Source organism: Pontibacter oryzae, assembly GCF_003576375.1.
In the GTDB taxonomy this organism is placed as follows: Bacteria; Bacteroidota; Bacteroidia; order Cytophagales; family Hymenobacteraceae; genus Pontibacter; species Pontibacter oryzae.
The window spans coordinates 953,696-975,262 of the sequence record NZ_QWGE01000001.1; the positions used below are offsets into that span (position 1 = coordinate 953,696).

The following is a 21,567-nucleotide window of genomic DNA, read 5'->3' on the forward strand; positions in this document are numbered from 1 at the left end:
TTTATTCTTGATGTTCTAACACCACTTAAAAGCTCCATGAAACCTAACCGATTTTTACCGCTGTTGTTAAGCCTTGCTCTGTTGCTAAGCATAGGCTGCACCTTTGCCCAACAAAAGCGCGCTGTTTCCATCATACCCAAGCCACAGCACCTGGCGCTTAAGCAAGGCCAGTTTATACTTACCTCGGATACCAAAATCTATGTGCCACCCAAAAACGAAGAGCTGAAGCACATAGCCGACATGCTGGCCACAAGTATAAAATCAGTTACCGGCACAGAGCCCCAGGTGGTTCAGAAAAAAGCGCCTTCCCGGGCTAAAAACATCATCCAGTTAACGCTCAACTCCAAACCCGACACGCTCGGCAAAGAGGGCTATACCGTAGAGGTTACTCCTGATAAACTCATACTTGCGGCCAACCAGGCTAACGGGCTTTTCTATGGCATGCAGACACTATCGCAATTGCTACCGCCAACAAAAACCGATGCGCCGGTTGCCATCGCGGCTCTCAGCATTGCCGATAAGCCACGTTACGAGTGGCGCGGCATGCACCTGGATGTTACCCGCCACTTCTTCCCGGTGGAGTTTGTGAAGCAGTACATCGATTACCTGGCCATGCACAAGCTCAACACCTTCCACTGGCACCTGACTGACGATCAAGGCTGGCGCATCGAAATCAAGAAATACCCAAAGCTAACAGAAGTAGGCGCCTGGCGCGACAGCACCCTGATCGGCCATTACTGGGACCTTCCGCAGACCTATAACCACACGCGCCACGGCGGTTTTTATACGCAGGAGCAAGTAAAAGAGGTGGTAAAGTATGCCCAGGAGCGCTACATCACGGTGGTTCCTGAAATCGAGATGCCCGGCCACTCCTCGGCAGCGCTAACGGCTTATCAGCAACTGGGCTGCACCGGCGGGCCATATAAGGTAGAACCGCGCTGGGGCATTTTTAAGGATGTGTTCTGTGCCGGTAACGAGCAGACATTTACTTTCCTGGAAGATGTACTGACGGAGGTAATGGCGCTTTTCCCGAGCAAGTACATTCACATTGGCGGCGACGAAAGCCCAAAAGACCGCTGGAAAGTATGCGAGAAGTGCCAGGCGCGCATGGCCAGCGAAGGCCTCCACAACGAGCACGAACTGCAAAGCTACTTTGTGCAGCGCATGGAGAAATTCGTAAACAGCAAAGGCCGTCAGATTATTGGCTGGGATGAGATACTGGAAGGCGGCCTGGCCCCTAACGCCACCGTAATGAGTTGGCGCGGTACCAAAGGCGGCATTGCGGCAGCCAAAGAAAAGCATTACGTGGTGATGACGCCCGGCACCCACGTATACTTCGATCACTACCAAGGCGACCGCGAGTTGGAGCCTACCGCCATCCACGGCTATAGCCCGCTCTCCAAAGTATACGCCTATGAGCCAACCCCCGCAGAGCTTTCCAAAGATGAGCAGAAGTATATCCTGGGTGCCCAAGCCAACCTCTGGACCGAGTACATCCCGACAACTGAGCACGTAGAGTACATGGCGATGCCGCGCATGGCCGCGCTGGCCGAAGTGCTCTGGACCCCGGCCCAACTCAAAGACTGGGAGAGCTTTAAGCAGCGCATGCAGCAGCAGTACCAGCGCTACGACGCCAAAGGTATAAACTACGCCAAAAGCGCGTACCAGGTAAAACAGCAGCTAACCTTAAACCCTAAGTCTAACACAGCCACCGTTACCTTCAGCACCGATGCCGCCGGCACCGATATTTTTTATACTTTGGATGGCTCGCAGCCCACTACAAAATCACGGAAGTATAGCGGCCCTTTTGAGGTAACAGGCAAAGCCACGATCACCGCCGGTTCGTTTGTAGATGGAAAACTGGTAGGAAAAGCCAGCGCTAAGGTTTTCGACAAGACCAAAGCCCTGAATCAACCGCTGAAACTTACCACTGAATCGCACTCAAGCTTCTCGCCGGGCAAAGCCGCTCTTGTTAACGGCCTACACGGCACTACAGACCATTACGATGGCCAATGGACAGGTTTTCTGGAGGATAACTTTGAGGCCGTAGTGGACCTGGGCAGCGTGCAGCCTATCAGCAAACTGAGCAGCTCATACTTCCAGCACATCGGTTACCGCGTGTTTCTACCCACCAAAGTAGTATATGCTGTGTCTGAGGACGGCAAGCAGTTCAAAACCGTGAAGGTAATTGAAAACCCAAACCAGGAAGAGCACATCCTCCGCAAGGAAATTAGCGCCAGCATACCAGCAACTAATGCCCGCTATGTAAAGATCACGGCATACAACATGGCTAAAAGCCCTGAAAAATACCCATCGGCAGGTCAGAAAACCTGGCTGCTTGTAGATGAAGTTAGTGTGGAGTAGTGACTCTCGCTCATAAAAAAGGGCTGCCAATTGGCAGCCCTTTTTTATTGAATTGAACGGAAGCAATTATTCATCCCAATACAAAGGTGTAGTTAACGTCACATCTGGCACATTCGAAGCATTGAAAGTACGCTCACTCTGCGGATATGGGAAACGAAGCGGAACCGGGCCAAGCGCATTCTGCGCCATCGGGATAGATGGTAAGCCGGTTCTGCGCACATCTACCCAAGTCTCGAAAGTGCTGAACATGGCAATGTACTTTTGCGTCATAATTTGCTCTAGCGATATAGTTAGCGCTGTTGCACTTGCATTTGCCAGCACGAAAGCAGGATAGTCATCAGAACCGGTTACGTTCCTTAACGAGGCTTTCACGGCATCATTGTAAGCAGCGGCGGCTTCTGTATTTTGGCCCAACCTTAAGTGTGCTTCTGCTTTAATAAACAAAGCCTCAGGGTATGTTATGAAAGGCACAGGCGAATTAATTGACGCATAGTATGGCCCCATGCTTGAGCCGTCTTCGGCTACGCCGGAAGTTGCACCTTCAAAGCTGCCATCTAAAGGGGTCACGAATTGCATCAGGCGTGGGTCGTTGTTGTCCTCTAGCAGATCTGTAAAGTATTCGGCCATCACCACATCACCGCGTTGGTCGTTAAACTGGTAGTATGGATTTGCTTCGGTTTCGGCGCTTCCAAACACAAACTGCATATTTTCAGCGTTAGATGTAAAACCGTTTGTAAGCGCGTTAAGCGCCTGCTGCGCTGACTCCTGCGGCGATACGTTGCTGAGGTGGTTGTAGTATCTGGCTTTCAGGGTATAAGCAGCCTTCACCCAGTTTGCCAGGTTGCCCCGGTAAATCAAGTCGGTGGAGCCAAGCGTATTTACGCTTTCGGTAGCCTGCAATTCCACGATGGCCTCATCCAACAGGCCCTGTATAATACCGTAAATTTCCTCTTGCGAATCGTAAGTAGGGTTAAAGTTTTCAATTCCCTGAAATGCATCAGTGTAAGGTATGGCACCCCAGGCATCAGTTGTTACACCAAGCACTGAGGCCAGCATTACCTTCGCAGCACCGGAGAAGTGCGGTGAGTTAGACTCATTGGCCTGATCAATGATGATGCGCAGGTTCTGCATGATAGGGTACAGGTTAAAGCGCCAGGCGTTGTTCACGTCATTCTCCGTAATCTGGTTGCGGCCTATTACCAAATGCTGGCGACCAATACCTGCCAAATGTTGTGTAATTACGTTGGCATACCGGCCCATATCACCGCCTAAACTGTAGGCAAAGCCTGCCTCAGCAGATGATAGCAGCACCCTGCTTGGCACTTCTTCTGGGTTATCCGGGTTTATGTTCGTCTCGTCTAAGTCACAGGATCCAATCATGAAGACCAGCACCCCGGTTAAGACATATTTTATTGATTTATATAAGTTCATAACTGTAGCGTTTAAGGTCAAACTAGAATGATACACGTAGCGTTAAGCCATAGCCCTCGGTGTTTGGCATAGAAAAGTAATCCAAGCCCAACGCATTTCCCTGGCCTGTCAGGTTGTTCTCAGGGTCAATGCCGCTATAATCTGTATTTAGCCATAGGTTGCGCGCGTTAAACGCTATACTTGCTGATTTTACCGGAGTGTCCTCCAGCAGCGAAGAAGGCAATCTGTAAGACAGTGTTAGCTCACGCAGCCTTACCCACGACCCATCCTCTACAAACTGCTCTTCGATGGCTCCAAAACCACCACCGTTGGCTTGGTACCATTCCTCATCCAGCACGACTTCCTGTGTGTTTGGGGTACCATCCAACCTAACGCCCTCAAACACTTTCGTTTCGCCGCGGTTTTCAGTTCGCTTCGCCGTTCCGAAGAAAGTCATTACACCTACTGTACCGTTCCAGATATCACCTCCTTTTCTGATGTCTAGCAGCGCAGACAGGCTTAATCCTTTCCAGGTCAGCGTGTTGGTTATACCTGCAGTCCAGTCTGGGTTCGGGTCTCCGATAATGCCATCTTCATCTGCCGGGAACGGGAACCCGTCATCGCCGATCAGCATCTGGCCCTGGTCGTTACGGGCAAAACGCCCTCCAAATAAAACACCGTAAGGCTCACCTACTACCGCCCTAGACGATGGGCTCGTGAAACCGTTCAGCGTGATTGTCTCTACCCCAGGGTAAAGCGAGATTACTTCACTCTGGTTTCGGGTAAAGTTCACAATCACATCCCAGGAGAAATCATTGGTCTGTACTGGCGTACCGCGTAAAATCGCCTCTATACCTCTGTTTTCAATTTCACCGGCGTTAAGTATGGCAGATAAAAAGCCGGAGGCCGACGATACCGAAACAGGAATGATCTGGTCTTCGGAGTTATTCTTATACCAGGTGGCATCCAAGCCTAAACGGTTGTTAAAAAACCTTAGGTCTATACCTGCTTCTATGGATTTATTCTTTTCGGGTTTGATGCCGGCATTACCTAATTGCGTTAGCTGGTTAAAGCCTGCTACCCCAGTAAAAGGGAAGGAAATACCAGTTGTCCAGCCATCGCCCCAGGTTGAGAAAGTAAAAGGAGTAGTGAGCGAGTAAGCTGGCGCATCTTTACCCACCACAGCGTAAGATGCCCGAACTTTACCAAAATCAAGCACATCTCCCCCGATGTCAAGCGCCTGTGTGAAAACAAACCCTAGGTTAACTGATGGGTAGAAGAACGACTGATCGTTGGAAGGCAGCGTAGAAGACCATTCGTTGCGGCCAGTGAATCCTAAAAACAAGTAATCCTTATATGATAAAGACAGATCGCCGAAAACGGCTGCACGTTCTATTTTGGTAGTGGATTCTACTGTGGTAATACTCGCTGCGTTGCCCAGGTCAAAGAAAGTTGGAACAGCCAATCCATCGCCTTGTGTATATAAGCGTTGGTAATTAGAAGAGTAGTAATTATGCCCTAGTATCAGGCGGGCAGAAAAGTCTGTGGTTAGCTCGCGGTTGATGTTCACCAAGAAGTCAGTGTTCAAATCCCGGTTAAATACCTGGTCTTCGGCAACTCTACCAGCCGGTGCCGTTCTCGATTGAATATCGAAGCCATTTGTGCGCCTGTCTGAGTACCAGTCGGTTCCTAGCCTGAATGTTGCGTTTATCCAGTCTGTAAAATCATACTTTGCGCCCACATAGCCAATCAATCGGTTTACTTCATCGTTGTAGGGGTTCCTGTTAACCGTCCAGAAAGGGTTATCGTAACCGGCTCCTTCGCGGTAGGTACGCTGCGTTCCGTCCGGGAAAACGTAGGCGCCGGGGTTATCCTCGCCATCCTCTCCAAAACCTCCGGAAAGGTCGAAGGTGATTGGGGCGCGTAGCAAGCCAAGCATTACACCTGACGTATTGGAACCTTGCTGTATTCTGCTACCGCCGGATTTGATATAATTTGCTGAACCGAAGGTATTCAGTTTCTCGCTGAGTTGGGTTGAGCCGTTGATTCTGACGGAAGTACGGGTGAAATCGCTGTTTGGCACAACACCCTCCTGGTCGGTGCGCCCCAAAGATACATAGTAGTCTGTTTTCTCTGTGCCTCCTGATATACTTAAGCTATTGGTCCAGGTAGTACCTGTTTCAAAGAAGTTATCCAGGTTATCATAGGCAATGGCGCGCTGGTCTGTTGCCGTAGGCGAGCCTACAGGTACCAGGAACCCATTGGGGTCGTAACGGTATGGTTGCCCGTCGAAGCGGAGCTGGTCTAGAGGCGCTCCCCAGGACAGCGTACTGTTAAAACCTCCAAATGTGCCTAAAAACTCTCCACCGCTACCCTGCGAGTAACGTTGCTGCAGCTCTGGTAATTTGTTCACATAATCGAGCGTAAACGAGGTGCTGTAATTAACAACGGCAGCGCCCTTCGTTCCTTTTTTGGTAGTGATCACAATTGCACCACTACCGGCGCGTATACCATAAAGCGCAGTAGCAGCCGGGCCTTTCAGCACGGTTACTGACTCAATGTCTTCTGGGTTGATATCTACTGCCCTGTTTGAGTTTGCCACCCCAGAGAGCACTGTATTGGTACCATCATTTGGGTTACCAGCCGAGGTGGTGCTGTTATCGATCGGTACGCCATCTACCACAAAAAGCGGTTGGTTATCGCCTGAAACAGAAGTGGCACCACGAATGATGATGCGCGAGCCTGCGCCCGGAGACCCTGAGGCACTTGTAATATTCACCCCGGCCACTTTACCATTCAGGGCATTGGCAAGGCTGGGCTGCGTGCTTCGCTCAAGCGACTCGGCACCAACCTCTTGCACCGAATACCCTAATGCCTTCGTCTCGCGCTCGATACCGATAGCGGTTACCACTACCTCGCTCAATTGCTTCGTATCAACCCCCATACTTACATTTATAGTAGTGGCATTGCCAATGGCACGCTCCACATCGCTATACCCTACATACCTAAAAACTAGTGTGTTGGAGCCATCAGGGACATTAATACTATAGTTACCTTGGACATCTGTTGCGGTACCCACGGAAGTTCCCTTTGCAAGAACTGCCACACCCGGTAATGCCTGGCCAGAAGCCTGGTCGGTTACTTTCCCGGTTATGGTGCGAGCTCCCTGGGCATAACTCAACACTGGTATTAGGAAAGCCAGTATCAAGCTAAGTAGTAGAACCTTTTTCATAAGCGCATAATTAGCTGTAAAACATGATATAATGTGCTTATGTACGAAGTCGATGAATGCTCAAAGCTATAAAAATAGTACAATAAATGCTTTTTAGGCACTATATTAACTGTTTTATGGTGTGAACAGCATAGTTTCTTTAGTAAGAAATCATTATTTAACCAAAACCACTCCTTATAACATACCATAAACACTTATACATCTATGCATATAATACTGATTACCAGGCACCAATATTTACATAACAATAGATAAAAATACTGCTATATAGGTATGCTTTTGCATTACTTTTTACGCGTCTACTTTTGGCATGAAAGCAGGATTTATCTCCAAACTGGTAAAAAAATGGATTTGAACAAAAAGTTATATTCGGCATTCAGGTTATAAACTTGAGAATAATCCTATAAAATTAAGGCTTAAGATATTAGCCAAGGTTTAGCACCGCGCTTCAGTATTAAGGCTGAAAAACTCATTGCTACATATCAGTATATCATTTTTTCTAGAATACCGTAGAAGCTACCACTAGTATAGAAGATATACTATACATGCTACCTCACACCCTATATTCTATGAAACAAACTTTTACGCTGATAACGTTTGTACTTGCGCTTATGTGGAAACAAGCCGCAGCCCAAAGTATGGTTGACTTTGGAGCACGTGGAGCAGGAATGGGCAACGCTACCGTAACTCTGCAGGATGTGTGGGCTCTGAGCAATAATACGGCTGCCATAACAGCAGTAGAAGTGCCAACCCTGGGAGTATATGCGGCAAACAGGTTTAACGAGCATGCCTTTACCACAGTGGCCTTACAGGCCGTTTACCCCTCCAAACAGTATGGCACTTGTGGCCTGAGCCTGAGCCGGTTTGGCGATGCACTATTTAGCAGGCAGCATCTTGGCCTCGGCGCGGCGCATAAGCTTGGCCAGTTTAGCCTGGGCGCCAAAGCCGATGTATGGCAACTGCAGGCATCAGGCTATGGCAGCCGGAAAGCCTTAGCTCTTTCAGCGGGTGTGCAGGGCGAGATTGTACCTGATTTATACTTTGGCGCTTATGCCTATAACATCAACCAGGCAAAGCTCGCTTCTTTCGAGGATGAGCGCTTACCAACCATTATGAAAGCCGGGCTCTCTTATAAACCCACACCCAAATTACTCATCGCCGCCGAAACAGAAAAAGACATTGATTTTGACGCGAATTTTAAGGCAGGCGCAGAGTATATGCTTTTGCAAGACAAATTTATACTTCGCTCAGGATTTAATACGCTTACAAGCAGTCTCTCTTTTGGCGCTGGCTTTAAGGCAAGGCAGCTACAGGTAGACTATGCTTTTGGCAATACCACCCCAATCGGCAACAGCCACCATCTTGCCGTAGCATATGCCCTTAAACCTTAACTAGCCATTCTGTTTGGCTTTTATTAAACTGCTTTCCTCTTTGAGAAACGCTTTATAAACGACTCAATCGTGAGGCCCTGCACTACCAGCGACAGCAGCACTACCGTGTATGTAATGGCCACGATCTCATCCCGGAACATATCGGTTGTCAGCGAGAGCGCCAGGGCAATAGAGATGCCCCCGCGCAGGCCGCCCCAGGTCATGATGGAAAGCGCACCCGGCGCAAAGGTACGGTGCAGGCCAAGCGTGTAACTTGGCACCGCCAACGCGAAATAGCGCACGGCTAGCACAATACCTGTTGTAATCACGCCTATTACGGCATATTCCCAACGGAACTCTACAACAAGAAGCTCCAAACCAATCAGTACAAAGAGCACGGCATTCAGTATCTCATCCACCATTTCCCAGAACTTGGTCAGGTAATCGGCAGTCTGCTCGCTCATAGCTAGCTTTGTACCCTGGTTGCCTATCAGTAAGCCAGCAGCCACCATAGCTAGCGGGCCCGAGAAATGGAAGAAATGCGCTATACTGTACCCACCCATCACCACGGCCAGCGAGATAATCACTTCGGTTTGGTAATGATCAATACGGCGCATAAAGTAAAAGGCAATGTACCCGATAAGCAGCCCCAGGCCAATACCACCGCCCACTTCTTTGAGAAACAACTCCGCAATAAAAGACCCCTCTACGTTACCGAAACCTTGCTGGGCAATCTGGAACAGGGAAATAAACACCACCACACCTACGCCATCGTTAAACAGCGACTCACCGGTTATACTCACTTCCAGGGATTTCGGGATTTTAGCGCGTTTCAGGATGCCAAGTACAGCAATAGGATCTGTAGGTGAGATAAGCGCCCCGAAAAGCAGGCAATACATATAATCGATGGGCTGGCCCAGCAACTGCATTAGGTAGTAGAACAGCGTGCCGGTTACCGCCGTGGAAATAAGCACGCCTACAGTGGCAAATATCAGAATTGGCCATTTGCTCTCGCGCAGCTTTTCGAGGTCGGTGTGCAGGGCGCCGGCAAACAGCAAAAAGCTCAGCATGAACTCAAGCAGGATTTCAGAGAAGTTAAGCTCAATTAACCGCTCCTCTACCAGCGCCTGAAACTGCGGCGAAACCGCCCCTGCCGCCTGCACCAGCAGCGAAAGCAGCAAGCCCGCTAGCAGCAGGCCAATGGCACCAGGCAGTTTGATGTATTGCTGGTTGACGTAGGCAAAGATGGCCGAGATGACAAGTATGATTGAGAATATGTGAAAGATCTCCATGCGGTTTAAGTATGTTCAACTTAATAATACAGATTAAGTATGAGAATATTCTGATACTGTGATTATTACTTTTCAGTTGCCTATGATACGGGGCTTACTTAGTTGTTGGTTGATTCTTTTAGCGCTTGCGGCTGTGGCACAGGACTATACGCGCCAAAATATAGACATGGATTTGCTGGTGCAGGAGCTTTTTGCGGAGCAGGAAGATGAGAACGTCGCGTACGAAGATCTCTATGAAACGCTTTTTCAGTATTACCAGCGCCCCATCGACCTGAATCATACTTCCTCGGAGGAGCTTGCTTCGCTTTACCTTTTATCGCGCGCGCAGATCGTGGCTTATTACAAACACCTGCAGGATAACGGCCCCTTGTTGAGTATCTATGAGTTACAAGCTATCCCCGGTTTCGATAGGCTTACAATCACCCGCCTGCTGCCCTTTGTGCGCGTGCAGGATGCCGGACTGCAAGCCGATACCAGGCCGCTCTGGCAGCGGGTTATCGGAGAGGATAATAACGCGCTTATACTTCGGTTTGAGCGTACGCTGCAGCAGCGCCGCGGCTATACGCCCGCAGATACCAGCCGCAGCAGCTCTTCCCGTTACCTGGGCTCACCCAACAAATTATACTTGCGCTACCGCATTAGCCATACCCGCGATTACAGCTTCGGATTTACTGCCGAAAAAGACGCCGGTGAGCAATTTACCTGGAGCCCAAGCACGCGCCGCTACGGTTTCGACTATTATACCATGCACCTGCAGTTTTACAACAAAGGCCGCTTTAAGGCCATAGCACTCGGCGATTACCAATTACAAATTGGGCAAGGGCTTTTGCTCTCATCGGGGTACAGCGTGGGCAAAGGCAGCGAAACCATTACTACCATAAGCCGCCCAAACCTGGGCATTCGGCCTTACAACTCGGTGCTGGAGTATGCTTTTATGCGTGGCGCGGCTGTAACCTATACTTTGGGTAGAACAGATGTAACGGCCTTCTACTCGAACAAGCTGGTAGATGCCAACCTGCAAACCCAACTTGACACGCTGACTGCAACGCAGCAGTTTTTCACCGGCATACAGACAACAGGTTTTCACCGCACGCCCACCGAGCTCGCCAACAAGGACCAAGTGCGTGAGCAGGTATACGGCAGCAGTGCGCAATATCAATCCTCAGATAAAACCTTTTCGGCAGGTATAACAGCGCTGGCCACACATTACAGCACGGCGGTGCGGAAGGCAGGAGCGCCTTACCAGCGGTTCGAGTTTGGAGGCACTGATAACCTGAACTTTGGTGCAAACTACAGCTACACCTGGCAAAATGTATACTTGTTCGGAGAAACAGCCATTAGCAAAAGCGGCGGCCTTGGCAGCGTGCACGGGTTAATCGCCAACCTGTCTAACAAGGCTGAGCTATCTATGCTTTACCGCAACTATGCCCGCGATTTCCATACCTTCTATGGAAGCGCGTTTGGCGAGAGCACCCGCAACATTAACGAGCGTGGCTTCTATACAGGCATCAAGCTAAAACCCATACCTAAATGGGAGCTTACCGCATACTATGACCGTTTCAGTTTTCCGTGGCTGCGCTACCAGGTAGATGCCCCCTCGCACGGAGATGAGTATCTGGTGCGGCTATACTTTAAACCTGACCGGCAAAGCAGCCTGTACGCCCAGATGCGCTACGAAAGCAAGGGCCGCAACCTAAGCGGGAACACGACAGCCCTGGACTATGTGGCACAGGCGGCGCGCCGAAACTATCTTTTATACTTTGAGACCTCGCCTACCAAAGCGGTAAACCTAAAATCGAGGGTGCAGTTTAGTACATATGCCCAGGAAGCACCGCAGCAAACGGGTTACCTAATTGCCCAGGATGTGAACTTTACGTTCAGCAAGATTCGGCTCAGCACCCGCTACGCCCTCTTCGATACCGATAGTTACGATACACGGCAATATGTGTATGAGCGTGATGTGCTTTACGCGTTCTCGGTTCCGGCTTTTAGTGGGAAAGGCACTCGGTTTTACATGCTGGCGCAGTTCAGGCCGCTCCCGGACCTAGACATCTGGGTAAAGTATGGCCTCACGCATTACCGCAACCAAGACAGCATTGGCTCGGGCCTCGAAACCATTGAAGGGCCCCGAAGGTCTGATGTAAAGGTGCAGGTAAGGTATAAGTTTTAAAGTATAATCTGCGTGGGTAGTTGAGTTTATTGACCTTTTCGCAAGCCTGCCAACGGCGTGCAACTGGCTTTTACCTCAGCGCTCAGCAACTGGCCCTGCCGACTTATTTCCAGGTGGCAGCACTCCTGGAACAACTGCTTCAGCTTTTCGCGGCCGCGCTGCACCCTGGATTTTGCCCCGGAGTATGAAATACCTAAGCGGCTGGCAATCTCTAATTGGCTCAGGCCCTCCAGCTCGCTTAGCCGCAGCGCTTCTGCATAGGTGGCGGGCAGTAAGTTTATCAAAGGCACAATAAGGGCTTCGGCTTCGTGCCTGTGCTGCTCCGGCTGCTCATCGGGTTGCGGCAGGTCTATGTCAGAAAGTTCATGCTGGCTGCGCCCGGTCTCTCTAAAGTAGTCGTACACGGCGTTGCGGGTTATCTGGTAGAGCCAGGCCTTTACGTTGCGCACTTCAGGCAGCTGCTCGCAGTTTTTGTATAGCTTTAGATAGAGTTGTTGCAGTATTTCGTTTGCCTCGTCTTTATCCCGCACACGCTTCAGCACAAAGCCGCGCAGCTGCGCCTCGTACGCCAGATAAACGGGCGCAACGGCCTCGCAGGTGTTTTCTTTGGATGACGCTTCGATCTTATGGCAGCACTTCTCCATTCTATAACCCTACACTGTTACTTCTTCTTTCCATCAGGCAGATGTCGCGCCACTGCCCGTTTAGCTGGCCAAGCCGCTCCCGCATGCCTACCACCCTGAAACCGCATTGCTGATGCAGTTTTATACTTGCCTCGTTCTCTTTTAGTATACCGGCTTGCAGCGTCCAGATGCCTTCCTGCTCCGATAGCGCGACGAGCCGCTGCAGCAGTTGCCTACCAATGCCTTTGCCTTTATACGTTGGGTGGATGTATACGCTGTTCTCGGCCACACCACGGTAAACGCACCTGCCCGAAACCGCCGTAAGCCCGGCCCAACCGGCAAGCTCGCCTTGCCCCGTTAGCGCAACCAGGCGGCAACTGCGCATATACTTGCTGTCCCATTCTTCCCAATCGGGCGCTTTTACCTCTAGTGTGGCGTTCTGGGTGGCAATGCCTAAGGTATAGATTTCCTGCACCTGCGGGTAATGTTCCGGCAGCATCTCCGAAAGTATGAAAGAGGTTGTGTCCAGGGTTGTATCCATAGGTAAATATACCTCACGGCAAGCTATTAAAGTATACTTGCCAGTGAGGCTTTCTTGTTTTATTTTGCACTAAACGGCATCGGCGTTTTGCGGGCAGCACTCAGCGGCACCTTCGCCATACACCGTCGACTCCCCGAAAGTATAGAACGCCTCCCACTCCACGCCCTGCGGGTCGGTAATCCACGACTTTTCTGATCTGGCATAGCAGCAGGTGCACTTCCCTTCTTCCCTGATGGCTCCTTCGGCATTTTTCAGGTGTGCGTATACTTCCGCCAGCTTGGCCTCGCTTTCTGCCTGTATCCCCAGGTGTTCTATACCTGTGGTTTCAGAACCTAGCGATATGGCAAAGTTTATCCGTGGGTCTTCCAGCATCCATTTGGCATAATCCGGTTTCAGCACTGTTGGCGCAGCGGCAAATAAGGCAGTATAAAAAGCTGCGGACTCTTCCAGGTTTTTAACTCGGACATTTACGTGAAATCTTTTCATGGCTCAGTAGTATAAATTTTGTTGTCACACCCTGATGACGGAGCTAAGTATAAAAAGACGCAGCCCTTTGCAAAAAAATCACAAAGGGCTGCTAAATCACTAATGCTTACTACAATCACAAAAACAACACCAAAGGCACGAGCAGTAAAATTGTTACTAAAACGCATACCAAGGACACCCACACGGCCCGCCAGCGCGTGTAAAACTGTCCGCCGGCCTCGGCATGTTCCGTTAGCAGCTCACCTTGTAGATTTTTTGCTATAAAGTAAGCCACTGCAGCACTTACCCAGGGAATCAAGAAGTTGGGTAACTTATCAACCGTTGCATCTGGCAAGAACAACATGCTGCCAATTAATCCATACATGATTAACACTGCATAAAAAATCACCTGCTTGCCTCGTTCCGGGGCGCCAAGCATTACGTAGTTGCTATAAATTAAGTATCCTCCGGCTATAGGCCCACCTAAAAAGGTCGCCAGCATAATAGCGCTTAGGTTAAACAGCTTTTCTTCAGGTACAGCAACCCCTTGCTCCTCCTGCATTGCCATAAACTCACTCATGTACTGTCTCGGGTTATTGTATGTTTTTAACTAAAACCACCTTCTCCTGATCTGCCTTGATGATGTTGTTATAGAAATCCACAAGCTGGGAATAGGTTTCCGGGGCATAGCGGCCTTTGCCCATTTGCATTTCGCGGGTGTAGATTACGCGCTGCCCATCCATTTTCACGTTTGCCGTATAGTTGCCAAACGGAGAATTAAATCGCATCGGTTTAGGCAGGTACTCCAAGGTATAGCCTGCTGGTATCTCAATCTCCACGGTGTCTACATCCTTAAAGGCCATTGTGCGCACTACTTCCATGGTTCGCTTTTCCTTCTGGCCTGGTACGCTCGTCCATTTGCTGAGCAGGTTCAGGTTTACGAACATACGCTTGCCACTTAAGGTTGCGCATCCGCGCAGGCTTAGCTCAAGGTCCTCGGTTACGCTGGGCACGCGGTCTTTTTTCTGGGCAAGGGTATACTTCTCAATCTCAAAGGCAGGTGCTTGTATGCGCTCATAAAGCCACTTGCGCTGCTCTTCAGGCTTCAGGCGATGGATAATGCCATCGCGGCTTTCCTGCTGCAAGCCGGTATAATGGGTATTAACTTTAGCTAAACCACTTCCTGTCTCGTCCAGCTTTATACGCACATTGCGTACCTGCAAATTTTCTTCCGGGCCATAGGCAGTAGTCTTCACCAATTTACCACCCTCGGGCGTAATTAGCAGGGCATGGCGATCGCCAGTGAAGCTGCCGTTATACCCTGCGGCCTCTGTCTGGCTGGTGCACTCTAGCCACATGGTATCCTGCGGCATCGGCACGCACAGTATAACATGGTTAAACTGGCTGCTCGGGAAGTCAACTTTTATGCCTGCCTCCCCTTCTCCTGCTTTTATCAGCGCGTAGTGTGATTTTACTCCAACAGCACTAAGCATGGCTTGGGTATAATTTGAAAGTGCTTTGCAATCGCCGTAGCCTTTGCTATCCACAAAGCTGGCCTCAAAAGGCTGGAAACCGCCAATACCTAACTGTATGGACACATAGCGGGTTTTACCTTGCATGTACGTATAAACCAGCCTTACTTTTTCCTCGGTAGTTTTAGCGTTTGCCGTCAGCTGCTTCAGTTTTGCAACGGTTTCGTCTGGCAAGGTGCCGCGCCCTTCGTTTAGCTTGTTTATCCACAGACCGAAATCCTTCCAGGACTCCATGCTTCCCTGGTAGCCCTCTACCTCGAAGGTGGCCGGTGCCGTAAGAACCTGCGGAACCAGTTCTGCAAAATCAGGGCCGTAGGGCTCTCTCCGAATGGGTGTAAGCCCTTTAATTTCCCAACGATAAATATCCTGGGTAGCGCTACTGCTTTTGGCCACAGATTGGCTCAGGTTACTTTCGCGGTAGCGAAGCGGCATACCGGCTGGCATTTGCACCTCCAACGATGCCTTCTCTACTGAAACATCCTCGGCGCCTTGCGGATACCAGCGCGGATAGAACATCATGTTCTTTTGCGTCATTTCATACTCAAACTCTACGGTGTATGGGTAAACGCTGTACTCTAGGCTGGCAATTTTAGCACGGTTATCTTCGTAAACCGAAATGTTACTGATCGCGCTCACATCTTTGATGTCGCTGTTCTTTAGCTTTTTAATTTTCTTCCCGAAACGGTCATAGGAAGTGCCTTCGATGCTGGTAACCTTGCTCAGCTTATCGTAGGGCACGTAAAGCGTAGCATACCTGTCACCGTTTTCATTCAGGACTGTAATGGTAGTTTTAAAGCGGGTAGTACCACTATTAACTGCGTGCACCGTGAAAACGGTTTCCTCGTTACGGACAATTGCGTTAGACTCCTTAGCCAGCTCTGCAAATGTTTTGTCTCCGTTAGCAAAGGTTTTAAGCGAAGGTAATAGCAAGGCAAAACAGCAGAGCCACTTAACCAGGGTTCTATTTTTTTGCATAAGTATACAATTTATTACCATAGCCTAACCACCTACTTGTTGTTGCTGAAGCCTCATCAAGCAGGTGGTTAAACTATAAACTATTGGTTTGATTCAGTATTAGTTTGCTGCTGTTGCCTTCTTTAGCACCACTTGCTCGGCATGCTTGGCTATAATCTGGTTATAGAACTCCTTTAGGTAAGGATATTCCGGAGCATAGAACACAGCCCGGTTAATGTTAACCTTACTCATTATCTGTAGGGTATTGCCTTCCTGCTGCACCATGTACATGAAGCGGCCTCCGTTCTCTGGCAAGTTCACGGCTATACTTTTGGGCATCTCCTCAATCTCATATCCATTCGGGATTTCGAGATTGCAGATATAGGTTTCATCTATCGGCATTGCAAAATCCACAGGGTACACGCGTTCGTTCATCTTAAACGGGTTTTCCTTTTCGCCACGGCCCAGCATTGGGTTCAGGTAGATAATATCATTCGATCTCCCACTACCATTTATACTTATCTCATAGCTTATATCCAAGGCGCTGTTCAGGTCATTCAGGTTATTGATCTGCGCTTTAGTCATTTTGTAATCGCCAACTTCCTTGGTAAGGCTTTCTGTAAACTTACTTTCACCTTCCTCAAATATGTTGCGGCGCATCCTAATGGCACTATAGCCTCCCGCAGACTCGCGCCCCTTGCCTACCATCTCTCCTTGGCTATTCATATTAAGTGTAGCACTGAAAAGCGTGGTCGAGTTAGCCGCAGGGTCCAGACTAACCCATCGGTTTTCGTTTTTCTTAATTAGGCGGCCGTGTCCGTTTAAGGCTCTGGTTGGCAGTATACCAACAGTTACCAATGGGTCTGTTGCATCTAACAGGTATTCCTTTCCATCAAGCTGCACATGCGAGATAACATAGTTAAACTTGCTAATCATAGGGGCCATTGCCGTATGGATACGCCCATTGTCGCGGGTACTTACCAATACCGGGTTTGCTTCAAAACCTGCCTCCTGCAGCATGGAGGTGAGTAAAATATTTATGTCTGCAGAATTGCCAGTACGCTCATCCCAGGCTTTCCGGATCGAGGCGTCAGTATAAATGCCACCTTTACCGTTCCATTTCATACGTTGCTTAACCAGATCGAAAATAACGCTCAGCTGCTCGGGTTTAGTTTTATACTGGGCCTGGATTGTTGCCAGCTCGTTTTTATAGAACCCACTGCGGTTTAGTTGCACTCCAAAGCGATCGGCCATCATTAGGTCCTTTGTCACACTATTCCAGTCGCCTGTCATGATGCGTGGTGGCTGCCCAGGGAACTGCACGCGCTGCAACTCAAACTCTATTTTAGATTGGTAGTCGCGCAGCGTGGTAATATATCTCTCCTCCTTCAGCGCTGGCACGTCTTTCATTATCCATACATAGGCATTGTTTTGCACATCAGGAGTTGTGCCGGCGGCAGCTTGTCTCGTATTCTCGTTTCTGTAGAGAGCATGATAGCCCTGCATCTGAAATTTGTAGTCGAAATACTCAGGTATCTCCGCTCGGAACTCACTCCATAGAGTTGGAATGCTGTGCTGAAACTCCCAATCACGAAGGGTATACACGAAATCAGAGGTGATGGTGTAGCTGACATCAATAACAGAGCCCTCTTTCACGTTAGGCATGGTAAACTTTTTAGCAAACCAGTTTTCTGTGTTCTTCTCCTCGAAAACACTTTTGCCATCAAGTTTATCTTTCTCGATTTTTCCGTTTACCAGGTTAAACGTATATCCTTTGATACTTGTAACCTTCTCGCGGTCTGATCCTTTTTCATAAAAAGGCACAACCACATCTGCCCAATCGTAAGCGGATTTTTTAAATATTTTTATTCTGATATGCCGTTCAAACACCACTTGCAGTTCATTGGTGGTATTAAACCGCGTATATCCGTAATCTGAAAGTATAACCGCACCTGCACTCGTATCTTGCGGATACGAGCTCATTTTCAGTTCTTCTTCAGTTATCTTTCCAAATTTAGGGACTTGGGCAGCGACTTGCTGCAAGGCACCGGCTAACAGAAGTACCAGCACCCAGAGTTGGGTAGAGATTGCTTTCATAGGCAAATGTAAAAGTTATTATGTTTGTGCAATTTTGGCGCATCCACTACGAACAGGATAATAGCATAACACTTACCTTATCAAGCAAGTACATAGTTATTCTATCCTAATCGGGTTATAAAGAAAGCTATATATTTCTATATTATCAAAAAATCTGTGCCATTTTGAGAAAATTCTTACAGATTAGTTCGGTTAGATAATGCCTGCACTTAACTTATAGATATCCCTTGATCGTTTATAACTCATGTCCATTGCCCTATATATCACTAGCAGTGTATATATATTAAATCTTATACTACACATATACTTATGGAAACCTGATGGTTACCATATAAAACACCAAGTAATTTGCTTTCAACAAATAAATCAGATAGACAATTGCAGTATATTTTAATCAAAAAAATCTCGCAGCGTGGACACAGCGAGATTAAATTAATACCAGTTATGATGTAGTGATGTAAGTGAAAAAATGGTGGAGCGGCGGCCTTGGGTAGGAAGGCAGTACCGCCGCTCCAGCTAATGTTACAGGTAGGATGAGTAATTTCGTTTATCAGACCAGAATTCTCGGCAGGCTTCGCGCTGCTCTTCAATAAATTGAGAATTCTTCTTTAGTTCTTTCCAGTTACCGTATCCTAGGCGTTCGCACATCCGGAAAAAACTATCACCTTGGTTTTTTTGGCCTTTAACTCGTACCAGCGAGCTAAGTAATGGTCGGCCTTCCTGGTATTCTCTTTCAGAAATTTCGTCTATAACCTCAGCTAAAAGGGATTTCTCATGAGGGTTTTCCAAGTTAAGGCCAAGCTCTGCTTCATAAATCAAGTTTTGGAAGGACATGAGATGTGCTCTGCCGCGAGCTACTTGAATGAGTTTCTTTCGTACGCGTGAATTCATTTGTCGTGCAAATTTGGGGTTACGCAGCTTAGGAAACAATTAAATCGGGTTTGTGCCCGAAAAGTACCTTTCTGCACTGCTATTAAAAGTATTATATATATTCATTAACGTATAATAGCAGAAAAAGGTTTCACGACGAGTTTAGAATTCAACCCGTTTTAGTGCAATCATTTATACATTGGTGCTAATGTACTATCCGCGCAGTTGCTTAGGCTGTTTTTCGGAGAGGTATTTCCAGTATCGTTTAGGGATGTGCCGCAAATGCAGCTTAGGGTTTTTACGCTCAGGGATGTTAACATGGTCGAAGTATATTTGCCATAACCTCTGGTAGTCATCCTCCTCAGAGTGCTTTGCATCCGGACTTAAGGCAGGCTTTTGCATGTGGTCTGGTAACTCCAGGTCAACAAGCGAAGCCCGGTTCAAATCATAGTATGCGCCATAGCGCCGTTTAGTATCATAAATAGCCCAGCGTTGGTCGGCATAGCGTGTTTCAAAATGCTTGATAATGAGCGGCAATACATTAAAATCAGGGGAAATAGTGGCGTAGAACATATCGTCTGCCGTCTTCTGAAATCTGACAAAAGCCTCCATTCGGTGCTTTTCGCGGTGCACTTGCTTGGCTGCCTGCTGCACTTGCAGGACACATTGCGCCGCATAGTTACCCTCTATACTTTCATTCGACCCGAATACCAGCTTTATATAATGGTAGATTATCTGCTCGAATCCGGGCTGCTCCCAAAGATAGGTATGGTATAAGGCTTGCTGCGCCCCTACGCTCAGTTTCTGCTGCAGTCCACGCCACACCCTGCGTGCCTTCTCATCATCGGTGATTACGGCAATAGTATCTCCAAACATAATTGGCTGGGCCATGTGCTCCTGCTCAATGCTGGTTGGCCACGCCTTTCGTTCGTATGCCTCAAATATTACCGTAAGCAGGCCTTCAAACGTTCCATCGTAAGTATAGAGATACATCAAATCTTATGAGAAGCTAACCGGTACGGGCTATGTTATTTTAGATTCTTGCGGTTTTTATCAGCTGTTTCCATTTGTGCGCGAGCGGCGAGGGTCTGCAGCTGCGGCACCAGCATATTTAGCTTGCAGTACAAAGAAACACGGGCAACTTTCTGATTCTTTCTCATGACTAACACTTTTTTTGGTTGGATTGAATTGGAAGTATAATTCGGTTTGATTGAATTCCTTTTTTTGATTCTCATGCTCCTCACTCCTCCTTCTCTTTTACCCCACCTGCTTAAACAGGTCGAGTTGCTGTGTAAGCAGCGCACTCCGTACTGACCCATCGCCAAACAATATCTTATTCCTAATCTGCTGCGAGTCGTAATCCTGGCGGTGCAGGCTTATGGTTTGGCACGTTATAAAATACTTTGCACGTTTGAGCACCACACCCATCTGGCGTAAATGCTCAAAGTTTAAGGAAGCAAACCGCCGCGCCGATACAATTTTCTTCGCGCTTTTTACACCGATGCCGGGCACACGGAGTATAAGTTCATAATCCGCCGTGTTTAATTCCACCGGAAACATGTGCCGGTTCCTCAACGCCCAGCCAAGTTTTGGATCAATGTCAAGATCTAGGTGCGGGTTCAGTTCATCAACAATCTCATTGGCGCTGAAGCCATAGAAGCGCATCAGCCAATCAGCCTGGTAAATGCGGTTCTCCCTGATAATTGGTGGCTCTGTGATGATCGGCAGGCGGTTATCGGTGCTTATAGGCACATAGCCAGAGTAATACACCCGCTTCAGGCTGTAATCCTTGTATAATTGGCTTGAAAGCTGCAGAATCTGATGGTCGTTCTCGGCAGAAGCTCCTACAATAAGTTGGGTACTTTGCCCAGCAGGAGCAAACGTTGGCGCAGACTTAAATAGCTTAACCTCTTCTTTGGACTGCGCCAGGTGTTGTTTAATGTTCCCCATCGGCTCCAGCACTTCCTTATAGTTCTTTTCAGGTGCCAGTTGCTGTAGACTCATTTCCGAAGGCAGCTCAATGTTCACGCTCAATCTGTCGGCATACAGACCCGCCTCTTTAATCAGCTCTTCGCTGGCACCAGGTATGGTTTTAAGGTGGATATAGCCGTTAAACTTATGCTCTTGGCGCAACTTCTTGGCCACACGCACTAAGCGCTCCATCGTATAATCAGCATTCTTGAAAATTCCTGAGCTCAGGAATAACCCCTCTATATAATTGCGCCGATAGAAATTTATAGTCAGGTCTACCACTTCCTGCACCGTAAAGGCTGCGCGCTGCACATCGTTGCTCTTGCGCGTAACACAGTAGGCACAATCAAAAATGCAGAAGTTAGTTAGCAAAATCTTCAGCAGCGATACGCAACGGCCATCCTCAGTATAGCTATGACAGATCCCCATCCCCTCTGCGTTGCCTAATCCTTTGTTTTCGTTTTTGCGCTTTCCGCCACTGGATGAACAGGAAACATCATACTTTGCAGCATCTGCTAATATTTTTAGTTTCTCAATTACCTTGTTATCCATACCTCTGATGTTCTGTGCTTTCTAGGGTTTAAAGATAGCAAACACATTTAAATAAACCCAATATTATTAGCAAATTTTATCAACAGACTTATCTACAGATGTTGATAAACTAAAATTGTTAGCA

Annotated in this window: 15 protein-coding genes; 3 read left to right on the top strand and 12 right to left on the bottom strand. The window is 48.4% G+C overall.

The window, feature by feature from the left end; all coding sequences use genetic code 11:
* The first annotated feature begins 36 nt into the window (after positions 1 to 36).
* The gene (locus tag D1627_RS03925; protein ID WP_119430875.1) at positions 37 to 2,364 is read left to right on the top strand and encodes a glycoside hydrolase family 20 protein; all 2,328 of its coding nucleotides are present in this window, start codon (positions 37 to 39) and stop codon (positions 2,362 to 2,364) included.
* 66 nt (positions 2,365 to 2,430) lie between these two features.
* Here D1627_RS03925 and D1627_RS03930 read toward each other — a convergent pair whose 3' ends face one another.
* Positions 2,431 to 3,795, bottom strand: coding sequence for a SusD/RagB family nutrient-binding outer membrane lipoprotein (locus tag D1627_RS03930; RefSeq protein WP_119430876.1), 1,365 nt, complete (start codon positions 3,793 to 3,795; stop codon positions 2,431 to 2,433).
* A 22-nt stretch (positions 3,796 to 3,817) separates the two neighbouring features.
* Positions 3,818 to 7,006: a SusC/RagA family TonB-linked outer membrane protein gene (locus D1627_RS03935; RefSeq protein WP_119430877.1), complete on the bottom strand. Its 3,189-nt coding sequence runs from the start codon at positions 7,004 to 7,006 to the stop codon at positions 3,818 to 3,820.
* A gap of 569 nt (positions 7,007 to 7,575) precedes the next feature.
* On the opposite strand from D1627_RS03935, the gene D1627_RS03940 reads away from it, so the two are divergent.
* Positions 7,576 to 8,397 carry a PorV/PorQ family protein gene (locus D1627_RS03940; RefSeq protein ID WP_119430878.1) on the top strand — a complete coding sequence of 274 codons (822 nt, stop codon included), beginning with the start codon at positions 7,576 to 7,578 and terminating at the stop codon, positions 8,395 to 8,397.
* 23 nt (positions 8,398 to 8,420) lie between these two features.
* Here D1627_RS03940 and D1627_RS03945 read toward each other — a convergent pair whose 3' ends face one another.
* Positions 8,421 to 9,668 carry a cation:proton antiporter gene (locus D1627_RS03945; RefSeq protein ID WP_119430879.1) on the bottom strand — a complete coding sequence of 416 codons (1,248 nt, stop codon included), beginning with the start codon at positions 9,666 to 9,668 and terminating at the stop codon, positions 8,421 to 8,423.
* 133 nt (positions 9,669 to 9,801) lie between these two features.
* Here D1627_RS03945 and D1627_RS03950 point away from each other — a divergent pair, with 133 nt between their 5' ends.
* On the top strand, positions 9,802 to 11,838 hold the full coding sequence (locus tag D1627_RS03950) for a ComEA family DNA-binding protein (RefSeq protein WP_233555501.1): 2,037 nt from the start codon (positions 9,802 to 9,804) through the stop codon (positions 11,836 to 11,838).
* A gap of 26 nt (positions 11,839 to 11,864) precedes the next feature.
* On the opposite strand, the gene sigZ is transcribed toward D1627_RS03950, so the two are convergent.
* The 9 genes from sigZ to D1627_RS03995 form a co-directional block, all read right to left on the bottom strand.
* Entirely contained in the window at positions 11,865 to 12,482 is a 618-nt protein-coding gene (sigZ, locus tag D1627_RS03955) for an RNA polymerase sigma factor SigZ (RefSeq protein WP_119430881.1), read from the bottom strand.
* 1 nt (position 12,483) lies between these two features.
* Entirely contained in the window at positions 12,484 to 13,002 is a 519-nt protein-coding gene (locus tag D1627_RS03960) for a GNAT family N-acetyltransferase (RefSeq protein ID WP_119430882.1), read from the bottom strand.
* A gap of 69 nt (positions 13,003 to 13,071) precedes the next feature.
* Positions 13,072 to 13,488, bottom strand: coding sequence for an ArsI/CadI family heavy metal resistance metalloenzyme (locus D1627_RS03965; RefSeq protein ID WP_119430883.1), 417 nt, complete (start codon positions 13,486 to 13,488; stop codon positions 13,072 to 13,074).
* Positions 13,489 to 13,603: 115 nt separating this feature from the next.
* Positions 13,604 to 14,047, bottom strand: coding sequence for a hypothetical protein (locus D1627_RS03970; RefSeq protein ID WP_119430884.1), 444 nt, complete (start codon positions 14,045 to 14,047; stop codon positions 13,604 to 13,606).
* A 13-nt stretch (positions 14,048 to 14,060) separates the two neighbouring features.
* Positions 14,061 to 15,974: a DUF3857 domain-containing protein gene (locus D1627_RS03975; RefSeq protein ID WP_158607141.1), complete on the bottom strand. Its 1,914-nt coding sequence runs from the start codon at positions 15,972 to 15,974 to the stop codon at positions 14,061 to 14,063.
* Between the two features lie 99 nt (positions 15,975 to 16,073).
* Positions 16,074 to 18,050 (bottom strand): DUF3857 domain-containing protein, encoded by a 1,977-nt coding sequence (locus tag D1627_RS03980; protein ID WP_119430886.1) that lies wholly within the window; start codon positions 18,048 to 18,050, stop codon positions 16,074 to 16,076.
* A 522-nt stretch (positions 18,051 to 18,572) separates the two neighbouring features.
* Positions 18,573 to 18,869: a hypothetical protein gene (locus D1627_RS03985; protein WP_233555502.1), complete on the bottom strand. Its 297-nt coding sequence runs from the start codon at positions 18,867 to 18,869 to the stop codon at positions 18,573 to 18,575.
* Positions 18,870 to 19,133: 264 nt separating this feature from the next.
* Positions 19,134 to 19,913 (bottom strand): TIGR03915 family putative DNA repair protein, encoded by a 780-nt coding sequence (locus D1627_RS03990; protein ID WP_119430887.1) that lies wholly within the window; start codon positions 19,911 to 19,913, stop codon positions 19,134 to 19,136.
* 264 nt (positions 19,914 to 20,177) lie between these two features.
* Positions 20,178 to 21,443 carry a putative DNA modification/repair radical SAM protein gene (locus D1627_RS03995; RefSeq protein WP_119430888.1) on the bottom strand — a complete coding sequence of 422 codons (1,266 nt, stop codon included), beginning with the start codon at positions 21,441 to 21,443 and terminating at the stop codon, positions 20,178 to 20,180.
* Positions 21,444 to 21,567: the final 124 nt, after the last annotated feature.

Excerpts from the sequence above, each read along its gene's own strand:
- D1627_RS03925 (WP_119430875.1), top strand. The coding sequence starts at position 37 with ATGAAACCTAACCGATTTTTACCGCTGTTGTTAAGCCTTGCTCTGTTG.
- D1627_RS03930 (WP_119430876.1), bottom strand. The coding sequence starts at position 3,795 with ATGAACTTATATAAATCAATAAAATATGTCTTAACCGGGGTGCTGGTC.
- D1627_RS03935 (WP_119430877.1), bottom strand. The coding sequence starts at position 7,006 with ATGAAAAAGGTTCTACTACTTAGCTTGATACTGGCTTTCCTAATACCA.
- D1627_RS03940 (WP_119430878.1), top strand. The coding sequence starts at position 7,576 with ATGAAACAAACTTTTACGCTGATAACGTTTGTACTTGCGCTTATGTGG.
- D1627_RS03945 (WP_119430879.1), bottom strand. The coding sequence starts at position 9,668 with ATGGAGATCTTTCACATATTCTCAATCATACTTGTCATCTCGGCCATC.
- sigZ (WP_119430881.1), bottom strand. The coding sequence starts at position 12,482 with ATGGAGAAGTGCTGCCATAAGATCGAAGCGTCATCCAAAGAAAACACC.
- D1627_RS03960 (WP_119430882.1), bottom strand. The coding sequence starts at position 13,002 with ATGGATACAACCCTGGACACAACCTCTTTCATACTTTCGGAGATGCTG.
- D1627_RS03965 (WP_119430883.1), bottom strand. The coding sequence starts at position 13,488 with ATGAAAAGATTTCACGTAAATGTCCGAGTTAAAAACCTGGAAGAGTCC.
- D1627_RS03970 (WP_119430884.1), bottom strand. The coding sequence starts at position 14,047 with ATGAGTGAGTTTATGGCAATGCAGGAGGAGCAAGGGGTTGCTGTACCT.
- D1627_RS03975 (WP_158607141.1), bottom strand. The coding sequence starts at position 15,974 with ATGCAAAAAAATAGAACCCTGGTTAAGTGGCTCTGCTGTTTTGCCTTG.
- D1627_RS03980 (WP_119430886.1), bottom strand. The coding sequence starts at position 18,050 with ATGAAAGCAATCTCTACCCAACTCTGGGTGCTGGTACTTCTGTTAGCC.
- D1627_RS03990 (WP_119430887.1), bottom strand. The coding sequence starts at position 19,913 with ATGTATCTCTATACTTACGATGGAACGTTTGAAGGCCTGCTTACGGTA.
- D1627_RS03995 (WP_119430888.1), bottom strand. The coding sequence starts at position 21,443 with ATGGATAACAAGGTAATTGAGAAACTAAAAATATTAGCAGATGCTGCA.